The following is a 19,979-nucleotide window of genomic DNA, read 5'->3' on the forward strand; positions in this document are numbered from 1 at the left end:
GGAGAATCGGACGGTGGCGATGGTTTCCTACGGCAGCGCGCTCTCGCTCCACGCACGGGAGAATCCCGACGCGATCGCGTTGGTCCACGACGGCGTTCGGACCTCCTTCGCGGAGCTCGAAGCCGGCTCGAATCGGCGCGCTCGGGCGTTCGAGAAGCTCGGAGTCGCCGAGGGCGACTTCGTCACGATCGCCCTCGCGAACGGGGTCGAGTTCCTCGAGTCGCTCTTCGCCTGCTGGAAGCTCGGTGCGACGCCCCAGCCGGTCTCGGCGCGGCTCCCGCAGAGCGAGCGCGAAGCCATCATCGACCTCGTCGATCCGAAGCTGGTCCTGGGAGTCGACCCCGCGCTCCATCCCGGACGGACCGTCGCGCCGGCGGACCTCGATACGAGCGGCGAAGAGGCCGACGAGCTCCCCGATCGGACCTCGCAGTACCGCATGGCGATCTGCTCCGGCGGGAGCACTGGCCGCCCCAAGGTCGTGGTCGATCACATCCCCGGCCAGACGGACCCCTACGCCGAGTTCCACGGACGGGGTCCCGGGTCGAGCATCCTGGTCCCGGGTCCGCTCTATCACTCCGGGCCGTTGATCAACTGCCTGTCCGTCCTGCTGACGGGCGGGAAGGTCGTGCTCATGACGCGCTTCGATGCGAAGCGCTCCCTCGAGCTGGTCGCGGAGGAGCAGCTCGAGCTCGCGATCTTCGTTCCCACGATGATGCTGCGGATCTGGAAGCTCCCCGCGGAGGAGCGCGCGAAGGCGGACCTCTCGACGCTCCACCGCGTCGTCTCGAGCAGTGCTTCGCTCCCCGACTGGCTCCAGCGGGAGTGGATCGAGTGGATCGGCCCCGAGCGCGTCTGGGAGGCCTACGGCGGGAGTGAGCGGATCGGCGGCACGATCATCTCGGGGACCGAGTGGCTCGAGAAGCCCGGCTCCGTCGGTCGCGCGACCGAAGGCCGCAAGCTCCGCGTGCTCGATCCCGAGGGCCGGGACGTCGCGGCCGGGGAGATCGGCGACGTCTACTTCCTGCCGCCGGGGGGTCCCGGTTCGACCTACCACTATCTCGGCGCCGAGCCGCGGCGGACCGACGACGGCTGGGAGACCCTCGGCGACATGGGCTACGTCGACGCGGACGGGTACCTCTTCCTGGTCGATCGCCGGACGGATCTGATCATCAGCGGCGGTTCCAACATCTATCCGGCGGAGGTCGAGGGCGCCGTCGAGAGTCATCCGGCAGTGCGTTCCTGCGCGGTGATCGGTCTGCCCGACGACGATCTCGGTGCGACCGTGCACGCGATCGTGGACACCTTCGAGCCGGTGGAGGAAGACGACCTCCGCGCGCACCTGTCGGAGCAGCTGGTCCGCTACAAGATTCCGCGGAGCTTCGAGTTCGTCGACGAGCCGCTCAAGGACGACGCGGGCAAGGTCCGGCGCCGAGCGCTGCGGGAGGCGCGGGTCGCGGACGGGGCATAGGGCTGCCTGGCCGTTCCTAGGCTCCGACCCTCGCGGTATCGAAGTACTCCTTGAGGTAGGCCACGCGCCCGTCCCGGATCGTCAACCGATTGTGGTAGCGATTCGAGTAGGGCCGGCCGCCCGAGGTGCCCTCGCTCTCGAGCTCGACGGCGACCGTGTCGCCCTCGGCGATCATCGAGAGGATCGTGAAGCGGATGTCCATCGACTTCAGGAAGAGCGCGAGCGTCTCTCTCGCGACCGGATGCTCCCCCGCATACGGGCCTTCGCCCAGCACCCAGGTCTTCGCATCGTCGGTGTAGGTGGCGAGGATCCGGTCGACGTCCCGGCTGTTCATCGCCTCGTAGTAGGCGAGGGCAGCCCGCTTCGACGCCTCGGCGTTCACGGCGTGTACCAGATCGGCGAGGTCCAGGCGCGGTCCTGCACCGTCTTCGGAACGCTCGACACCTTGCACACGTCTCGTTCGGGTGTCTTGGCGCAGATCCGCGTGGAGAAGCGGCAGCTCGGATTCTCGAAGACGCGCGCGTAGTAGACGGCGCGTTGGTTCGGGTCGAAGTCCGGGTCGGTCCAGACGGAGCAGAGCTGGCGTTCGCCCGGGCCGCTCACTTCGCAGGTCTTCGTGTCGACACTCGCGCCGTTGTCCTTCCTGCCCGCGACGTCGACGACCTGCTGGTGGAACGTTCCGTCCGGATCCGCCCAGCCCTTCACGATCTGTACGCGCTGGAGCAGGTTACCCGGGTGCGCCTCCGTCCCCGCGTCCTGCATCGCGGAGACGACGAACGTCGGGGCCTCGTCCTTGCCCGGTCGCGCCGGCAGGTCGCCGCCCATCGGAACGCCGCCCGCGTAGCCCTGCTCGACGAGGTTCGCCGCGTCGCAGAGATTCTCCGGGTAGTCCCAGCCACCGAAGAGCCGGACGGTCATCCGCGAGCCGCTCGTCGCGTAGACCTCGCGTCGGCGGAGGGCGTCGAAGATCGCGTCTCGGCTGTTCTCCTCGGCCCAGACGGCGGCGAGACCGCCGAGGTTGTAGCCGGGACCGGGGACGGCGGAGTCGAAGGAGTCGGTCTCCCATTCGTCGGTCGCGCCAGGCGTGCCCGTGTGGATGTCGGTCGCGCCGATCATGCCGAACGCGTAGGGGTTCACGCCGATCCGGTCCGCTTCCCGGAGCCCCTCGATCAGCGCGTAGCGCGCGTAGTCGAGGCGTGAGCTGCAGCCCTGACCGGCGAGGGCTCCCTTCTCCATCCGACCCTCGCAATCCGGGGCCTGATGGAGCTGGCGATACTTCTCGAAGCCGCAGTCCTCGTCGGCGCCGAGCACCTTCCACGGGTTCGCCTTGCACTCGGACTCGCCCTTGATCTGCATCATCTCGACGACGGGCTCCATCCGCGCGCGCAGCGACGCGAGGCGCGCCTGCTCCGGCTTGGCAGTGCCTTCGGGGTACTCGATCGTGAAGAGCCGACCGTTGGAGAGATTCGGATTGTGCGGGATGGCGAGGACGTCGCAGCCCGGCTTGCCCTGGATGCACTGACGGTCGAGCTCCTTCCAGAGACCGGGTCCGGTGGGTTCGTCGGAGTATCGGATCGGCGACTCGATCACGTGCTCGTTTCGGAAGATCACGTTGCGGTGGATCTTCGTCATCTCGGGCGTCGCGGTGTGCTCGTACGCGATGAACGTCGTGAAGTTGCAGGCGGAGGTCGGATCGTCGTGCTTCGCTGCGGCGGTCTGCATGTCCTGCCATGCGTCGATCGTCCCCTGGCGACAGACCGCCCAGTCCTCGCCGCAGAGCGGCGCGGAGTTGAGGCTCGCGACCCGGCCGACGATGTCTTCCGCGGCTTCGGTGCTCGAGGCGGGCTCGAAGGGCCGGCGATAGTTCCGGCACACCTCGCTGTCGTAGACCTTGGAGCCCGGCGTCGTGCAGAGATGCACGCCGCCGAGGGCATCCGCGTGGTCGGTGATGGCCGCGAAGTCGAGCGGTCGGCCGATCTGGAAGGGGCGCGTGCCCGTGCCGTCTTCGCCGAGCGGCGGGAGGGTCCGAGGCTCTCCCTTGGCGAAGGCGTAGGCATCACCCGGCGTGAGGCGCGTGTCGAACATGTAGGCGTCCATCGAGTACGCCGTATGGATGTGGAGGTCGCCCCAGAACACGTTCTTCTGGGGGTCGTAGTGGTCGCAACGATTCGTTTCGGCAGCGACGGCGTCTGCGGCGGCCAGGGTCGCGAAGACGACGCAAGCGGTGATTACGGCGTGTAAAGAAGTGTCTCGGAGACAGCGGTTCGGGGACGTCATGTCGTCAATGGTATAGAATCGAATCCGCGCGCCCAGAGGGAAACGAGAGGCCAGATGCCCGCGGAGCCGGACCAGAAGACACGCTCCCGCAGGTTCCTCCCGTGGATCCTGCTCGCTGCGTTGCTGCTCGCGGGCGTCGCTCTCCGACGAACCGTCTTCGCTCCCGATCCGATCGAGGTGCGCGTCGCGAGTGTCGCGCGGGGGCGGGTCGAGGCGACCGTCACGAACTCGAAGGCGGGGACCGTCGAAGCGCGTCGCCGATCGAGGATCGCGTCCGAGATCGGGGGGCAGGTCGTCTCGATCGCGCACCGCGAGGGCGATCGGGTCGGAGCGGGCGAGCCCCTCGTCCGGCTCTCGCCGCGCAGCCAGGAAGCCCAGCTCGAGCTCGCCGTGCAGGGCGTCTCGATCGCGCGGGCGGGTCTCGAGGACGCCTGCCTGCGTCGCGACCGCGCGCAGCGCGAGCTCGCGCGAACGAAGCGGCTCGCCGAGAGCAGCGTCGCCTCGGAGGACCGCCTCGACGAGCTGCAGTACCGGTACGACTCGGCGCGCGTCGCGTGCGACGGAGCGAAGGCGGAGCTCGCGCGCGCCGAGGCCCAGCAGCGATCGGCGGAGACGGAGCTCGCGAAGACCGAGATTCGCGCGCCCTTCGCCGGGATCGTCGCCGAAGTGAACGTCGAAGTGGGCGAGTGGGTCACGCCGTCGCCGCCGCTCCTGACCTCGCCGCCGGTGATCGACCTGATCGATCCTGCTTCCATCTTCGTGAGCGCGCCGATGGACGAGGTGGACTCCGGCGCGATCCGGCCCGGACTTCCGGTCAAGGTGACCGTCGACTCGCGTCCGGGCGAGCGCTTCGCAGGGTCGGTGCTTCGCGTGGCGCCCTACGTGCTCGACGAGGAGGCCCAGAATCGCACGCTCGAGATCGAGGTGGCGCTCGTCGACGCTGCGGTCGCCGAGTCGCTCCTGCCGGGCACGTCGGCGGACGCGGAGGTCGTGCTCGACGCCCGGGACGACGTGATTCGCGTCCCGACTTCGGCGCTCATGCGGAACGAGCGCGTGCTCGTGCTGGAGGACGGGGAGCTCGTCGAGCGCGAGATCGAGGTCGGGCTCCGCAACTGGCAGTTCGCAGAGGTCCGGTCCGGCCTCGAAGAGGACGAGCGGCTCGTCGTCGCCCTCGATCGTCTCGAGATCGTGGCCGGGGCGCGCGCGGTCCCGGATGCGGACAGCACGTCGTCGGATGGCGCCTCGGCGGAGAGGGACCCGGACGTGGCGGCGGGGCGCGACTCCTGATGCCGCGGGAGCGGCTCCCGTGATCCACGTCGAAGACCTGTGGCGGACCTACGTCATGGGCGACACGGAGCTCCACGCGCTGCGGGGCGTGAGCGAGACGATCGAAGACGGCGAGTACGTCGCGATCATCGGCCCCTCCGGCTCGGGCAAGAGCACGCTCCTGAACGTCCTCGGCTGCCTGGACTCGCCGGACCGCGGGCGGTACCTCCTGGCGGGGGAGGACGTGGCGGGCCTCGGCGAGGACGCTCTGGCCGAGACGCGACTCCGCCGGATCGGGTTCATCTTCCAGTCCTTCCACCTCGTGCCGCGCTTGACCGCGCTCCAGAACGTCGAGCTACCGATGATCTTCGCTGGGATCCCGCCGGCGGAACGTCGCTCGCGGGCCGCGGGCGCGCTCGCGGCGGTCGGACTCTCGGATCGAGAGGGTCATCGGCCGAACGAGCTCTCCGGCGGTCAGAAGCAGCGGGTCGCCATCGCGCGTTCCACGGTCATGGACCCGGGCCTTCTTCTGTGCGACGAGCCGACGGGCAATCTCGACAGTCGATCGGGGGCGCAGGTGCTCGACCTGCTCGCCGAGCTGCACGCGGGCGGTCGGACGCTCGTCGTCGTGACCCACGATCCGAGAGTGGCACGGCGTGCCGATCGCGTCGTGGTCATGCGGGATGGCGGGATCTTGAAGCGCGTACGCGGAGACGACGTCGGCGACCTGGGGTCTCTCTTCGAGATCGAGGAGGAGGTCGTCGACCCGCCCACGGAGGCGCGGGGCGCATGAGCCCTCGGGACCTCGTCGGATTCGCCTTCGCGGCGGTGCTCCAGAACCGACGGCGGAGCGCGCTCTCGCTCCTCGGCGTGGTGATCGGCGTCGTCGCCGTGCTCTCGCTGACGGCGATCGGCGAAGGGGCGCTCCGCTACGTCACGAACCAGTTTGCGAGCCTGGGCAGCTCGATCATCAACGTCTCGCCCGGCAAGAACGAGACGACGGGAGGCATGCCGCACGGCATAGGCGGCGTGCCGAACGATCTCACGCTTCGCGACGCGATGGTCCTGGAGCGGCGGATCCCTTCGGTCCGCGCCGCGATCCCGGTCTCGATCAGCACCGAGACCGTGAGCTTCCGCGAGCGCGCGCGCCGCGCGCCGATCGTCGGCGCGACCCGGGAGTTTGAGCGCCTCCAACGACTCGACCTCGCGATGGGGAGCTTCCTTCCCGAGTCCGAGATCGATCGCGGGGCCGCCGTCGTGGTCCTCGGTCACAAGGTCGCACGCGAGCTCTTCGACGAGGCGAATCCGCTCGGCAACGCGATCCGGATCGGGAGCTGGCGGATGCGGGTGATCGGCGTACTCCAGGAGCGGGGGCAGCAGCTGGGCCTGGACGTCGACGAGGTCGCCTTCATTCCGGTCGCCTCCGGGATGCGCATGGCGAACAAGAGCTCGGTCAGTCGGATCATGCTCGAGCTCTGGCCGCGCTCCGATCAGGACCGGGTGATCGAACGCGTGAAGGAGCTCCTGATCGAGCGGCACGACGAGGAGGACTTCACCTGCGTGAGCCAGGACGCCGTCCTCGAGTCGCTCTCGTCGATCCTGGGAATCCTGACCCTCGTGGTCGCGGGGATCGCGAGCATCAGCCTCGCGGTCGCGGGCATCGGGATCATGAACGTGATGCTCGTCTCGGTCTCGGAACGCCGGGACGAGGTCGGTCTCCTCAAGGCCCTCGGCGCGAGTCGACGACAGATCCTGACGATCTTCCTGCTCGAGGCGGCGCTCCTCTCCTCGGCGGGCGGCCTCCTCGGACTCGTCGTCGGGACGGCGCTGGTCTACGTCGGGAACCTCACCTATCCGGCGGTCGACATCGTGGCGCCTCTCTGGGCCGTCGGTGCCGTGGTCGCGCTCTCGCTCGGCGTCGGGATCGTCTTCGGCGTGCTGCCCGCCTGGCGTGCGTCGAGACTCGACCCCGTCGCGGCGCTCCAGGGGAATTAGGCGATGGCGCGGCGGAGGGTGGACTTCACGGATCTGATGCGGCTCTCGTCGGGCGCGCTGGTCGGACATCCGCTCCGCTCGGCGCTCTCGATGCTGGGGATCGCGATCGGCGTCGCCGCCGTGATCATGCTGACCTCGCTGGGGGAGGGCACGCGCAAGTACATGGTCTCCCAGTTCTCCGAGTTCGGGACGAACGTCCTCTCGATCCAGCCGGGCAAGCGAAAGACCTCGGGCGTGCCCAACGCATTCCGGGGGACGCAGCAGAAGCTGACCATCGACGACGCGGAAGCGCTGGGACGGGTGCCGATGTTCGAGACCGTCACGCCGTCTGCCCTCGGGCAGGCCCGGGTCGAGGGCGGTGGGCGTGGTCGAAGCGTCTTCGTCCATGGCGTGACCGCGGACTTCCCGGACGTCATGAAGTTCACCGTGCGCCAGGGCAGCTTCATTCCCCCCGGCGACCCGCGGCGCGGCGGCTCGGTGGCGGTCCTCGGTCCCCAACTCAAACGAGAGCTCTTCGGCGACGCCAACGCCCTCGGCGAGTTCGTGCGGATCGCCGGCTCGAGGCTGCGCGTGATCGGCGTGATGGAGCCGAAGGGGCAGGTCCTCGGCATGGACATCGACGACGCCGCCTACATCCCGGTCGCGACGGCGATGCGGATCTTCAATCTCGAGGAGCTCCAGGAGATCAACGTCGTCTTCCGCCACGAGGGACAGACCGAGGAAGCGATCGAGGTGGTTCGCGAGATCCTGATCGACCGCCACCGCGGCGAGGAGGACTTCACGATCATCTCCCAGACCGAGATGCTCGCGGTCTTCGGGCGCGTGATGGACGTCGTGACCTTCGGTGTCGCGGTCATCGCCGCGATCTCGCTCCTCGTCGGCTCGATCGGGATCTTCACGATGATGTGGATCTCCGTGGGCGAGCGGGTGAGCGAGATCGGTCTGATGAGGGCGGTCGGCGCGACCGCCCGACAGATCCAGATCGTGTTCCTGACCGAGGCGATCCTGTTGACCATGATGGGCGGTCTCTCCGGTCTTCTCGTGGGGCTCGTCGCGACGGTCGCGATCCGGATCGGGATTCCAGGCTTCCCGGCGGGCGCGCCGATCGAGTACGTCGCGGCCGCGCTCGGGGTGAGCGCCGTCGCGGGGCTCCTCTCCGGCGTCGGGCCCGCGCGGCGCGCCGCCGAGCTCGAGCCCGTCGAGGCGCTGCGTACTGAGTAGGGCGCCGGCGGCACGAACGCGGGATTCGCGCTAATCGCACGACATGAGCGAATCCGAAGCGGACTACTTCGAGGAGATCGAGCTCGGCCGCGAGGTCGAGATCGGGCGACATACGCCGAGCCGGGACGAGATCGTCGACTTCGCGCGGCAGTGGGATCCACAACCCTTCCATCTCGACGAGGAGGCGGGGCGCGCTTCGCCGATGGGAGGCTTGTCGGCGTCGTCCTGTCACACGTACTCGATCTCGTCGCTCATCTACTCGCGCAGCGACGAGAAGCTCCGGACGGCGGCGATGCTCGGACTCGAGATGCGCTTTCCGAACGCCGTCCGCCCGGACGAGGAGCTCACCCTCTTCGAGACCTTCCTGGACAAACGGGTCTCGAAGTCGCGCGCGCAGTACGGGGTCGTGTCGAGTCAGACCGTGATGCGGAACGCGCGGGGCGAGGACGTGATGGTGATGAAGTCGAGCTACCTGGTCGAACGGCGGGACGAACCGGCGCCCGAATAGGCTCTACCCGGCCTGGAAGAGCCCGTGCAGCGAGCGCGTGAGGGCCGTGACGAACTCCGCGCGGTCCGCCCGTCGGGCGCGTCCGCTCGATTCCTGGCCGGCGCGGTCGGCGAGGGCGTGGAAGAGCAGGAGGAGGGCGAAGCGGCCGCGATGAGGCGCCGCGCCGTCGCTCTCGAGCGCCCCCAGATGGTCGCCGATCCGGCCGACGAGCGCGCGCGTCGCCGGTCGCATCTCCGCGTTGGTGAGACCCTGTGCCTGGATCTGGAGGTAGGCGCGGCCTGCGGGCGAGTCGAGCTTCGCGGCGAGGGGGTCGACCAGGATCGTGAGCAGCGTGGTGAAGTCGCCGTCCGTCCCGTCCGCGCAGGCCTTCTCGAGGAGCTCGGCCCGGCGCGCGTCGATCTCCTCGCGATGGGCGTCGACGATCGCCGAGAGGAGCCCCGCCTTCGAACCGAAGTGGTACTGGACGGCGGCGACGTTCCGCTGATCCGCCTCTCGTGCGATCTGACGAAGGGTGACCCGGTCGAACCCGTCCGCCGCGAAGAGCTTCTCCCCGGCATGCAGGATCTTCTCCCGGGTCGAGTCCCCCGGACTCGCCGAGCTCACGCGTCCTCGCCGAGCTCGTCGAGGGTCCGCAGGCGGTAGGAGAGCCAGTCGATTTCGTAGGTGTTGTTCGTCGTCGCGATCGCCTCGTCGCGGAGGCGGGTGAGGGCCTGCTTGTGGGCGGCGAGGCCACGGGCATGGGTCGGATCGGCTTCGTGGACGATCTCGAGGAGATGGATCGCCTCGATGTTCCGCCCGTCGGCGAGATGGGCCTCCGCGGCGTCGACCAGCGCGTCCGCCCCGGCGAGCTCGACGATCTCGGGATAGAGGGCCGTGCGGGGGACGTGGTAGAGCTCGGCGGTCGAGTCCCAGTGGAACCAGGACGCGTAGTACTCCCAGATGCTCTTCACGGCCCAGGAGACCCGGCCGTGGATCTCCGTCATCTTGAGCTCCGGCGGGAGCGAGATCTCCTCCATCAGCTGGTAGACCGTCTTGCCCGCGTTCATGCCCTCCATCGTCCGGTCGTGCACGTACTGGACGGCATCGCGCATCTTGATGAGATCGGCCTTGATCTGTTCCTTGCCCACGATCGGGTCCTGGTGGGAGGGCACGATCATCTCGGGCTCGAGCGCGATCACCTGGTTCAGCGAGGTGATGTACTCGATCGGCTTGCGGATCTTCTCGCCGCGCATCGTGAAGACGTTCGGGAACTGGGGGAAGTTCGGACCGAAGAAGTCGCCCGAGAAGAAGATCTTCTCTTCGGGCAGCCAGAGCGTCAGATTGTCCGCGCCCTCGGCGCCCGGGGTGGGGAGCACCTCCATCACGGTCCCGCCCAGTTCGAGGGTCAGCGTGTCGGGCTGGTCGACGGTCATCGTGGGCTCCAGTCCGCCGTAGGCGAGCACTTCGATCGTCGGGGCCTCTTCGGGCATGAAGGGGAAAAGCATGCGGTTCCGGCCGTAGTAGAAGGGCTCGAGCTCCTTCAGGTAGCGCTGCTCCTCCTCGAACTCGTGGTGGGCCACGAGCTCGATGCCCGGCTCGAGCCAGACCTTGGCGCCGCCGGCGTGGTCGGCATGGGAATGGCTGACGATCACGTGGGTCACGGGCAGACCGGGCGCCGCCTCGAGGAGCAGACGGCGCTGCTTCGCGGCCTGGATCGACAGGCCGGTGTCGTAGATCACGAGACCTTCGCTCGTGACCACCATCTGCGTGTTCCCGACGCCGCGCGCCTGGTAGACGTTGTCCGCGAGCTGGCGGACTTCGATCGGGATGCTGAAGAAGTCGCGGGAGTGGTTCTGGCCGTCGCGGCCGCTGTCGCCGCCGGCGCTCGCGTCGGCCATCTGTTCCGCGGCGAGGTCGCCGACCTTCTCGAGCGCGCGGCGTTCGAGGTCGCGCTGGGCCTCTTCCGAGCAGGCGAGGGCGAAGACGGAGAGCGCGACGAGCGCGACGGTGGCGGGGCGGAGGAAGTTCGACATGGGGACTCCTTCGGTGTGGGGTGCGATCAGATTAATACGACTGTTTTAACCCTGCAAGGGCCCGGAGCGCCCCGAGTCGGGTGCTACGCTGGCGAGCGTTCAACCGAAGGAGAATCCCCATGCCCGCACGCTTCAACCACATGGAGCTCACCCTGCCCAAGGGCGGCCTCGACCAGGGTCGCGAGGAGATCAAGCGCTTCTATGGCGAGCTCCTCGGCTGGGACGCGATCGACGTGCCGATCCTGGGCCAGACCGGACTGCTCCTGCGGACGGATCCCGAGACCAGCCAGTTCATCCTCGTGACCGAGCAGGAGACGCACATCGACAGTCCGGGCTACGACCACCTCGGCATCATCTACGACTCCCGGGAAGAGGTCGACGCGATTCTCGAGAAGACGAAGAAGCTCCAGGCACAGGACGACCGGGTGCGGATCAAGGAGTACGAGGATCTCGTGACCGGCGGTGTCACGACCCACGCCTTCTACGTGAAGTTCCTGCTGCCGATCTGGTTCGACATCCAGGTCCAGGAGTTCGACGAGGGATCGACGCCGGCGCGGAGCTGGACCTACGGCTGATCGCCGGTCTGGCTCGGCGGGACGTACTCGTCCAGGGTTCGTCGAAAGTGACGCAAGCGGCTCTCCTGATACACGCCGAAGGAGACGGTCGGCTTCCGTGAGGCGCGCAGCCCGCGCTGGACCCGGGGCATGATCGCCTGGTCCTCGTCGAGGACCGGCCCGAAATAGGCGAGCTCCGGCACGTCGCTCCAGGCTTCGTGCGCGTCGAGGAAGCGGCGCTTCGCGGGCGGCGGCTTCTCGGCGCCGTCGGGCAGCGGCAGCAACAGCATGACCTCGAAGAGACAGGAGCCCGGATCGTCCCCGTCCGGCCGGGCCCGGTAGAAGAGCGGGGAGCCCAGCCCGCCGAAGAGCACGACGTTCGGGAAGAGGCTGTACTGGATCACGTCCTGGACCTCGGCATCGCTCCACGCAGACGTGTCGAGCCCGAGATCCTGCTCGAGGCGCTTGCGCGAGGCTTCGACCATCACGGCCCGCGGCGTCGAGCCCTCGGGCACCGTCGTGCCCGGCTCGACCATGCCGAAGCGCGCGGCGATGTCGATGATCCGCTGGGGCGAGAGCTCGCCGCGAACGTGGGGGCTGGGGACGCCGGAGGCGTTCAGCATCCGGTCGTAGTGGCGGCGTTCGGGCCAGACGTCGTACTGGGAGTTGGCATCTCCGAAGAAGGGCAGGTTGGCCGAGTGGACGCCGATGATGTGGAAGGTCTCGATGAAGGCCTCGACGGCGACCTTCCAGTTGCACGCCACCCGGCGCTCGACCCGCGCGGCGACGACGCGGTCTTCGAGGGGCCAGCGCTCGAAGTGGCGCGGCAGGTCTTCGAGGTAGTCGGCGAGGGGCGCCGCGTCGGGATCGAGGTTCACGAAGACGAAGCCGCCCCAGGTATCGACCTGCGCTTCCGGAAGCCGGTAGTCGGCGTCTTCGACCTGGGGAAAGTCCCAGCGGCAGGGCACGTCCGCGAGCTCGCCTTCGAGGCTCCAGGTGAAGCCGTGGAAGGGGCAGCGCAGGTGCTCGAGGCAGCCCGGCTCGTCGCGCAGACGCGTGCCGCGATGGAGGCAGCTGTTGTGGTAGGCGCGGAGGCGGCCGTCCTTCGTGCGCAGCACGATCAGGGAGTCGTCGGCGATGTCGTAGACGAAGGAATCGCCGGGATGCTCGACGTCCTCCACCCGCCCGGCGATCTGCCAGACCCGTCGCCAGAGCTCGTCGACTTCGCGCAGGTGGTGGGCCCGGGAGGTGTAGACGTCGGTGGACCACTCCCGGCGCTCGTTCGGCGTGGGCGCTTCTTCCCGGAGCAGGGGCGGGGCAGGATGCGCGTCGCCGTCCAGGACGTCCTGATATCCCGGCCCGGGACATCGGGCGGATCGATCGGTTCCGTCGCCTTCGCCACCCATGGGCCTTCCTCCTGTCGGGCGGGTCCCGGAAAGGCCGGCCCCATACGCATTCTAGGCGCTTCTCGCCGGCAAATGCCGCTCAGGGCGCGCCCGCCGACTCGTGCGACCGCCGGTCACTGTGGCACACTCGACGCGATGCGCGACGCCGGGATCGCGCGCACGTTCCGTGCGGGACGTCCTCTCTCGTCGTCCGCGCCGTGAACGCTGATCTTCCCAGGATTCATGGAAGGAATCGCACCCATGCTGGACGTACTCATCAAGGGCGGCACGCTCGTCGACGGAACCGGTGGCCCCTCCCGCCAGGCGGATCTCGGGATCCGCGACGGTCGCATCGTCGCGATCGGCCAGATCGACGAAGACGCGCGCGAGACCATCGATGCCTCGGGCAAGGTCGTCTCGCCGGGCTTCGTCGACGTCCACACCCACTACGACGCGCAGGCCTTCTGGGACGGAACGCTCTCGCCCTCGCCGTACCACGGCGTGACGAGCGTCGTCGGCGGCAACTGCGGCTTCTCGATCGCACCGCTCTCGGAAGACGCCGGTCCCTATCTGATGAAGATGCTCTCCCGGGTCGAGGGCATGCCCCTCGAGAGTCTCGAAGCGGGGGTGCCGTGGAACTGGAAGACGTTCGGGGAATACCTCGACCAGCTCGAGGGCAAGCTCTCGGTGAACGCGGGCTTCATGGTCGGTCACTCGGCGATCCGCCGGACCGTGATGGGTGAGCGCGCCGTCGGGCACGAAGCGACCGAGGAGGAGCTCGCCGAGATGGTGAAGGTCCTGCGGCAGTCCCTCGAAGAGGGCGGCATGGGCTTCTCGTCCACGGTGTCGTCGACCCACAACGACTTCGACGGCAACCCCGTCCCCTCCCGGCATGCCTCGAAGGAGGAGATCCTCACACTCGCGCGGCAGGTCCGCGACTTCGAAGGCACGACGGTGGAGTTCCTTCCGGGCGTGGGTTGGGGCGAAGAAGAGGCCAACTACATGGCCGACATCTCCCTCGCCGCCCATCGGCCGGTCAACTGGAACGTGCTCGTGCCGAACGCCCAGAACATCCAGCACGCGGAGCAGCAGCTCGCTGCGACGGACATCGCGCGCGCCCGCGGCGCCGAAGTGCTGGCGCTGACCGTGCCGCAGCCGATGACGATCCGGATCAACCTCGACTCGGGCTTCGTCTTCGACGCGCTCTACAACTGGGCGCCCTTCTTCAAGCTCTCGAAGGAGGAGAAGCTCGCGTTCCTGGCGGACCCGGAGAAGCGCAAGAAGTTCGGAGAGGACGCGCAGAACCCGGAATCGCCGATGCACATGCTCGCAAACTGGCAGGGGTTCACGATCGACCAGGTCCAGAAGGAGTCGCTCCAGAAGTACCGCGGTCGTTGCGTCGGGGACATCGCCGAGGAAGAGGGCAAGAGCCCCTTCGACGTGATGATCGACATCGCCGTCGAAGACGATCTCCAGACCTACTTCATGCCGCCGATGATGGGCGACGACGAAGAGACCTGGAAGATGCGCGGCGAGCTGTGGCACGACGACCGGACGATCATCGGCGCGAGCGACGCCGGTGCCCACCTCGACATGATCGACACCTTCGCGTTCTCGAGCCAGGTGCTGGGGCAGGGCGTGCGCGATCGCGGCCTGATCACGATGGAAGAGGCGGTCCGTCAGCTGACGGACATCCCGGCGAAGCTCTACGGCCTCCGCGAGCGCGGTCGGCTCGAGGAAGGCTTCCACGCGGACGTCGTCGTCTTCGATCCCGCGAAGGTCGGCCTCGGCGAGACCTATACGAAGTACGACCTCCCGGCCGGCGCCGGGCGACTCTACGCCGATGCGCGGGGGATCGAGCATGTCTTCACCAACGGCGTCGAGATCGTGCGCGACGGGGACGACACGGGCGCGCGCCCGGGCACGATCTTCCGGAGCGGGCGCGACTCTTCGACCGTCGCGATCCCCGCCGGCGCGGAAGCGTAGGGCGTGGGGCTCCGCGCGTGGATCAAGCCCAGGTTCCAGGACCTGGCCATGCGACAGATGAATCCACTCCGGGTCGACACGATCTGCGAAGCGGAAGGCGAAGTCCTGGAGGTCGGTTTCGGGACCGGCCTCAACCTCGAGTACTACGGACCCGCAGTGAAGACCCTCGTCGGGCTCGACCCGCTCGACGTGTCCGACGTCGAAGCGGTCCGCGAGCGGATCCAGGGTGCGGCGTTTCCGATCGAGCGCCGCGCGCTCCGCGCGGACGGGGGCCTGCCCTTCGACGCGGGGCGCTTCGACACGATCGTGACGACCTGGACGCTCTGCTCGATCCCCGAGGTCGCGAAGGCGCTCCGAGAGATGCGCCGCGTCCTCAAGCCGGGTGGCCGCTACGTCTTCGTCGAGCACGGACGCGCCGACGAGGAGGGGACGGCCCGCTGGCAGGACCGGATCAATCCGATCTGGAACCGGATGTGCGATGGCTGCAACATCAACCGTAAGATCGATCGGTTGGTGGAAGAGGGGGGCTTCGAGATGGAGAGCCTCGACCGCTTCCGCGCGAAGGGGCCGGGCATCGTCGCGCAGATGTATCGCGGCGTCGCGACCCGCGCCTAGACGGGATTCCTCGCCCCATCGCACCGCCTGTCGCAGCCGCTAGAATCGCGGCCCCGCCCGGGGCTGACGCGTGCGCGCACGTCTCCGGCGCAGGATTCCGATCCCTTCCGGAGACCGCGATGAGCGACAAGAAGAAAGAGGCCCTCGAGGCCGAGATCCGCAGCTATGTCGGCAAGCCGATCGGCCCGGCCGTCACGGGCCGCGATCCGGTGAACGAGCCGATGATCCGCCAGTGGTGCGACGCGATGGGGGAGACTCATCCCGCGTACCTCGACGCCGCCGCCTCGGGCGCGACCGTGCACGGGGAGATCGTGGCGCCGCCCACCATGCTCCAGGCCTGGGTCATGGAAGGCTGGGAGATGCACGAGGGCTACGACGAGCCGAAGAACGAGCAGCATCGCCTCCACAAGCTGCTGAACGACAACGGCTATACGGGTGTCCTCGGGACCAATACCGAGGAGAACTACACCCGGTACCTGAAGCTCGGCGAGACGGTCACCGCGCTCACCGTGATCGACTCGATCTCCGAGGAGAAGGCGACCGGCGCCGGGATCGGGTACTTCATCACGACGGTCACGACGTTCACGAACCAGGACGGCGAAGACCTCGGCAACATGAGCTTCCGTGTGCTGCGTTTCAAGCCGGCGGACGGCGGCGCGTCGCAGGCCGCGAGCGACAGCGGCGGCGAGGCCGCGGTCGCGCAGAAGCCGACCCGGATCAAGCCGCCGATGGGGCACGACAACGGCTGGTGGTGGGAGAAGGTCGCGGAAGGCGATTGCCTCCCGATCCAGCGCTGCGGGAGCTGCGGCAAGCTCCGACATCCTCCGCGCCCGATGTGCGACGCGTGCGGCAGCCAGGAGTGGGACTCGATCGAGGCGAGCGGCAAGGCGACGCTCCATACCTTCACGGTCATCCACTACCCGCAGTTCCCCGGCTACGAGTACCCGATCATCTCCGCGATCGTGGACCTCGAAGAGGGTGAGCGGATGGCGTCGACGATCGTCGACTGCAAGCCGGAGGACGTCTCGATCGGCATGGCCCTCGAGATGGTGATCCAGGAAGACGAGGACGGGTTCAAGATTCCGTTCTTCAAGCCGGCGTCGTAGGGCCAGGGAGAGAACGACGATGCAGAAGACGTACAAGGCGAGTGAGCTCGAAGTGGGCCAGGCGCTCCCGGATCTCGACTTCGAGACGACGGCGACGGTGGTGGCGGGCGGTGCGCTCGCGAGCCGGGACTACACGCCGGTCCACCACGACAAGGCGGCCGCGGTCTCCCAGGGGCTGCCCGACATCTTCATGAACATCCTCACGACGCAGGGCATCTGCTCGAGCTACGTGACCGATTGGGCGGGACCCGACGCGATCGTGACCTCCGTGAAGACGAAGCTCGGCGGACCCAACATGCCCGGGGACACGCTCAAGATCCGCGGCAAGGTGGTCCGGGCCGAAGGCCACGATGCCGACATCGAGGTGAACGGGAACAACGCGTGGGGCAACCACGTGACCGCGACTTTCTCCGTCCGCCTGCCCGAATAGTCCGACCGACTGCTCTGCCACCGTCACGTAGCCACGCGACGAGCGACTCCGAGAAGAAGAAGACATGCCCACGACACTCCACAACGAAGCTGCGGTCGCCGGAATCGGTCAGACCGCGTACACGAAGAATTCCGGGGTCTCCGAGCTCAGCCTGGCGACGGAATGCGTCCGCAAGGCGATCGACGACGCGGGGATCGAGCCCTCCGAGGTCGACGGCCTCGTGACGTACACGATGGACTCGAGCGACGAGGTCGAAGTCGCGCGGACCGTCGGGATCGGCGACATGACCTTCTGGAGCCAGGTGAACTACGGCGGTGGTGCCGCGGTCGGACTGGTGGCCCACGCGGCGATGGCGGTCGCGACCGGGGCGGCGAAGAACGTCGTCGTCTATCGCGCGCTCAACGGTCGTTCGGGGCAGCGAATGGGGCAGGGCGTCTCGGGGAGCATCATCTCGAGCGACCTGATCCACTGGTCCTGGTACATGCCCTTCGGACTGCTCACGCCGGCCTCCTGGATCGCGCTCCAGGCCCAGCTCTACATGCACAAATACGGGGCGACGTCGGAACACCTCGCCCACGTCGCGATCACCCAACGCAAGCACGCGCAGAACAACCCGAACGCGGCCATGTACGGCAAGCCGATGACCATGGACGACTACATGAACTCGCGCATGATCTGCGAGCCGCTCCGCCTCTTCGACTGTTGTCAGGAGGACGACGGCGGCTGTGCGCTCCTGATCACGTCGCCGGAGCGCGCGAAGGACATGAAGCAGAAGCCGGCGGTGATCCGCGGCGTGACCCAGGCCTCCTTCGAGGGCCAGGAGCAGATGACGAGCTTCTATCGCGACGATCTCGCGGCGCTGCCGGAGATGGAGCTCGCGGCCCAGCGCGTCTACGAGATGAGCGGCCTTTCCGCGAAGGACATCGACGCCGCCTGCCTCTACGACGCCTTCACGCCGGAGATCCTGATGCAGCTCGAGGCCTTCGGCTTCTGCGGCAAGGGCGAGGCGAAGGACTTCGTGACCGAGGACTCGCTCACGATCGGCGGCGCGCTCCCGAACAACACCCACGGCGGCCTCCTCTCCGAGGCCTACATGCACGGCGTGAACAACCTCGCCGAAGGCGTGCGCCTGATCCGCGGTGAGAGCTGCAACCAGCCCGACGGCGTCGAGCACGTGCTGGTGACGAGCGGCGTCGGCGTGCCGACCGGCGCCGTGATCTTCGGCGAGTAACGGGCGGTCGCGCGGGCGCTACCGGAGCTTCGCGGCGTCGCTCTCGCGCGGGGAGCCGACGCGCGTCTTGCCGTCGCACAGGAAGACGTCGCGGCGGAGCTCTTCGAGGATCGGCGTGCAGAGCGTGATTCGCGCCGTGAGCTTCGGGTCGCGGGTCGTGCAGAGCGCGAGGCTCGCTTCCGCCATCGCTTCCCGACTCTCGGCGACCGCGAGGGCCTCGTCCGGAACGACGCCGAGCGCCTCCGTCCCTTCGGTCGGAACCGCGCCGACGGGGGCCATCGAATTCACCCAGATCCCGTCCTTGTGGACGGCCGCGGCGAGGCCTGCCGTGAATCGCTCGAGGGCCGCCTTGGTCGAGCCGTAGAGGATCGAGAGCGCGTCGAAGTCCTTGAACGTGTCCGCGGTCGGCCGGTCCGACGTCGCAGAGGAGATGTTCAGGATCCAGCCCTCGCGGCGTTCCTGCATGCCCGGGACGACGAGCTGGGACAGGCGCCAGGGGGCGAAGAAGTTGATGTCGTTCGCGACGCGGAAGCGCTTCTCGCTCGTCTTCGTGAAGGGCAGGTAGAAGGCGGCCGCGGCGTTGTTCACGAGGACGTCGATCGATCCGAGTTCCCGCTCCGTCTGCTCGACGATCGCGTCGAGGCACGACGGGTCGGCGAGGTCTCCGACGATCGGGATGGCCGTTCCGCCCAGCGCCTCGATCGCCTTCGCGGTTTCGAGGAGGCTCCCGTCCAGATGGTCGTGCTGATCGAGCGTCCGCGCGGTGATCGCGACCTTCGCCCCTTCGGCGCCGAAGCGCTTCGCGATTGCGGCACCGATTCCCCGGCTCGCTCCGGTGACGAGTGCGACGCGTCCTTCGAGCTGTCCCATGTCTTCCTCCATTCCTCCGTGGGCTAGTCGACCAGCGGCGAGAGGCCCGAGATCACGGCCTCCGCTTCGCGCATCGTCCGGTCGACGATCTCCCGGCAGGAGAGGATGTCGTCGATCGCACCTGCGCCCTGGCCGCAGGGCATCGCGTGTCGGTCACGCTCGATCCCCTCGGTCTGTCCGCCGAGGGCCGCCATCACGCCGGCCCGGGACGAAGCGTACATCTGCTCCGGGAAGCGCTGGATCCCTTCCGGGTGACGCTCCTGCTCCTCGACGTAGGCGTTCGTGATCACCCGCATCGGCTTGCCCGAGTAGCAGCGCGTGACGGTCGTGCCGTCGCTCCCGGTTTCCCCGATCGCTTTCTTGTACGCCTCGCCGGCGCGGGCCTCGTGGGAGGCGATGAAGCGGGTGCCCATCCAGACGCCCTGCGCGCCGAAGGCGAGGCAGGCGGCGAGCCCGCGTCCGTCGACGATGCTGCCGGCGCCGAGGACCGGGATGTCGACCGCGTCCACGACCTGCGGGATGAGGGCCATGCCCGCCACGCGCCCGGTATGGCCGCCCGCCTCCGTGCCCTGGGCGATCACGACGTCGCAGCCCGCTTCCTGGGCGGCGACGGCGTGGCTGACCTTGCCGCACATGCTCATCACGAGCAGCCCCGCGTCGTGGAGCTTGTCGACCGCGGGGCCGGGGACGCCGAGACCCGCGATGAAGGCCTTCGCGCCGCCTTCGATGATCACGTCGATCGACTCCATCATCTGGTCGGGGAGCGCGGCGAGCAGGTCGACGCCGAAGGGCTTGTCGGTCTGCTCGCGGACGCGGCGCATCTCCTCGCGGATTCCGTCGGGCGATTCGGCCGCCATCCCGAGGGTTCCGAAGCCGCCGGCCTCCGAGACCGCCGCGCACACGTCGGCGTAGGCGACGCCGCCCATACCCGCGAGGCAGATGGGGACTTCGATGTCGAGGAGATCGCAGAGGGGGGTCTTGATCGGCACGAATCCACGGTATCGCAGGGGGACTCCCGCGGTCAGGGGCGGCCCTTACCCCGCTTCGCGCTTCTG

At 68.4% G+C, this 19,979-nt stretch carries 19 protein-coding genes; 12 read left to right on the top strand and 7 right to left on the bottom strand.

Translation table 11 applies throughout. From position 1 onward, the window contains the following. Nucleotides 1-19: 19 nt before the first annotated feature. The gene (locus tag NXI30_11585) at nucleotides 20-1,468 is read left to right on the top strand and encodes an AMP-binding protein (protein ID MCR9094850.1); all 1,449 of its coding nucleotides are present in this window, start codon (nucleotides 20-22) and stop codon (nucleotides 1,466-1,468) included. 16 nt (nucleotides 1,469-1,484) lie between these two features. On the opposite strand, the gene NXI30_11590 is transcribed toward NXI30_11585, so the two are convergent. Next, complete coding sequence (locus NXI30_11590; GenBank protein ID MCR9094851.1) at nucleotides 1,485-1,850, bottom strand: nuclear transport factor 2 family protein; 366 nt, start codon at nucleotides 1,848-1,850, stop codon at nucleotides 1,485-1,487. Beyond that, nucleotides 1,847-3,745, bottom strand: coding sequence for a DUF3604 domain-containing protein (locus NXI30_11595; protein ID MCR9094852.1), 1,899 nt, complete (start codon nucleotides 3,743-3,745; stop codon nucleotides 1,847-1,849). Before NXI30_11595 ends, NXI30_11590 begins: the two co-directional genes overlap by 4 nt. 54 nt (nucleotides 3,746-3,799) lie before the next feature. On the opposite strand from NXI30_11595, the gene NXI30_11600 reads away from it, so the two are divergent. Genes NXI30_11600 through NXI30_11620 form a run of 5 tightly spaced genes read left to right on the top strand, consistent with a single transcriptional unit; the run spans nucleotide 3,800 to nucleotide 8,735 of the window. Continuing rightward, nucleotides 3,800-5,032: an efflux RND transporter periplasmic adaptor subunit gene (locus tag NXI30_11600; protein ID MCR9094853.1), complete on the top strand. Its 1,233-nt coding sequence runs from the start codon at nucleotides 3,800-3,802 to the stop codon at nucleotides 5,030-5,032. A 55-nt stretch (nucleotides 5,033-5,087) separates the two neighbouring features. Then, nucleotides 5,088-5,804 carry an ABC transporter ATP-binding protein gene (locus tag NXI30_11605; protein MCR9094854.1) on the top strand — a complete coding sequence of 239 codons (717 nt, stop codon included), beginning with the start codon at nucleotides 5,088-5,090 and terminating at the stop codon, nucleotides 5,802-5,804. Further along, entirely contained in the window at nucleotides 5,801-7,006 is a 1,206-nt protein-coding gene (locus NXI30_11610) for an ABC transporter permease (protein MCR9094855.1), read from the top strand. The genes NXI30_11605 and NXI30_11610 overlap by 4 nt, the downstream gene beginning before the upstream one ends. Nucleotides 7,007-7,009: 3 nt before the next feature. Then, the gene (locus NXI30_11615) at nucleotides 7,010-8,227 is read left to right on the top strand and encodes an ABC transporter permease (protein MCR9094856.1); all 1,218 of its coding nucleotides are present in this window, start codon (nucleotides 7,010-7,012) and stop codon (nucleotides 8,225-8,227) included. Nucleotides 8,228-8,270: 43 nt separating this feature from the next. Continuing rightward, nucleotides 8,271-8,735, top strand: a complete 465-nt coding sequence (locus tag NXI30_11620; protein ID MCR9094857.1) for a MaoC/PaaZ C-terminal domain-containing protein — start codon at nucleotides 8,271-8,273, stop codon at nucleotides 8,733-8,735. Between the two features lie 3 nt (nucleotides 8,736-8,738). Here the strand turns inward: NXI30_11620 and NXI30_11625 are convergent, their stop codons facing one another. Together NXI30_11625 and NXI30_11630 are read right to left on the bottom strand one after the other, a co-directional pair. Beyond that, nucleotides 8,739-9,338, bottom strand: a complete 600-nt coding sequence (locus NXI30_11625; GenBank protein ID MCR9094858.1) for a TetR family transcriptional regulator — start codon at nucleotides 9,336-9,338, stop codon at nucleotides 8,739-8,741. Next, nucleotides 9,335-10,747 (bottom strand): MBL fold metallo-hydrolase, encoded by a 1,413-nt coding sequence (locus NXI30_11630; GenBank protein ID MCR9094859.1) that lies wholly within the window; start codon nucleotides 10,745-10,747, stop codon nucleotides 9,335-9,337. Before NXI30_11630 ends, NXI30_11625 begins: the two co-directional genes overlap by 4 nt. 119 nt (nucleotides 10,748-10,866) lie before the next feature. On the opposite strand from NXI30_11630, the gene NXI30_11635 reads away from it, so the two are divergent. After that, on the top strand, nucleotides 10,867-11,322 hold the full coding sequence (locus tag NXI30_11635; GenBank protein MCR9094860.1) for a hypothetical protein: 456 nt from the start codon (nucleotides 10,867-10,869) through the stop codon (nucleotides 11,320-11,322). Here NXI30_11635 and NXI30_11640 read toward each other — a convergent pair. Further along, complete coding sequence (locus NXI30_11640; GenBank protein ID MCR9094861.1) at nucleotides 11,313-12,707, bottom strand: aromatic ring-hydroxylating dioxygenase subunit alpha; 1,395 nt, start codon at nucleotides 12,705-12,707, stop codon at nucleotides 11,313-11,315. The two genes, NXI30_11635 and NXI30_11640, sit on opposite strands and share 10 nt — an antisense overlap. Before the next feature lie 240 nt (nucleotides 12,708-12,947). Between NXI30_11640 and NXI30_11645 the strand changes: the two genes are divergently transcribed. The 5 genes from NXI30_11645 (at nucleotide 12,948) to NXI30_11665 (ending at nucleotide 18,054) form a co-directional block, all read left to right on the top strand. Next, complete coding sequence (locus tag NXI30_11645; GenBank protein ID MCR9094862.1) at nucleotides 12,948-14,672, top strand: D-aminoacylase; 1,725 nt, start codon at nucleotides 12,948-12,950, stop codon at nucleotides 14,670-14,672. A 3-nt stretch (nucleotides 14,673-14,675) separates the two neighbouring features. After that, nucleotides 14,676-15,287, top strand: a complete 612-nt coding sequence (locus tag NXI30_11650; GenBank protein ID MCR9094863.1) for a class I SAM-dependent methyltransferase — start codon at nucleotides 14,676-14,678, stop codon at nucleotides 15,285-15,287. 119 nt (nucleotides 15,288-15,406) lie between these two features. After that, complete coding sequence (locus NXI30_11655) at nucleotides 15,407-16,393, top strand: MaoC family dehydratase N-terminal domain-containing protein (protein MCR9094864.1); 987 nt, start codon at nucleotides 15,407-15,409, stop codon at nucleotides 16,391-16,393. A gap of 19 nt (nucleotides 16,394-16,412) precedes the next feature. Further along, the gene (locus NXI30_11660; protein MCR9094865.1) at nucleotides 16,413-16,823 is read left to right on the top strand and encodes a MaoC/PaaZ C-terminal domain-containing protein; all 411 of its coding nucleotides are present in this window, start codon (nucleotides 16,413-16,415) and stop codon (nucleotides 16,821-16,823) included. Nucleotides 16,824-16,887: 64 nt separating this feature from the next. Then, entirely contained in the window at nucleotides 16,888-18,054 is a 1,167-nt protein-coding gene (locus tag NXI30_11665; protein MCR9094866.1) for a lipid-transfer protein, read from the top strand. Nucleotides 18,055-18,072: 18 nt separating this feature from the next. Here NXI30_11665 and NXI30_11670 read toward each other — a convergent pair whose 3' ends face one another. Continuing rightward, entirely contained in the window at nucleotides 18,073-18,924 is an 852-nt protein-coding gene (locus NXI30_11670) for an SDR family NAD(P)-dependent oxidoreductase (protein ID MCR9094867.1), read from the bottom strand. Nucleotides 18,925-18,947: 23 nt separating this feature from the next. Continuing rightward, entirely contained in the window at nucleotides 18,948-19,913 is a 966-nt protein-coding gene (locus NXI30_11675) for a nitronate monooxygenase (GenBank protein ID MCR9094868.1), read from the bottom strand. Between the last annotated feature and the right edge of the window lie 66 nt (nucleotides 19,914-19,979).

The organism is bacterium (genome assembly GCA_024742285.1).
Classification (GTDB): Bacteria; Myxococcota_A; UBA9160; order UBA9160; family UBA4427; genus UBA4427.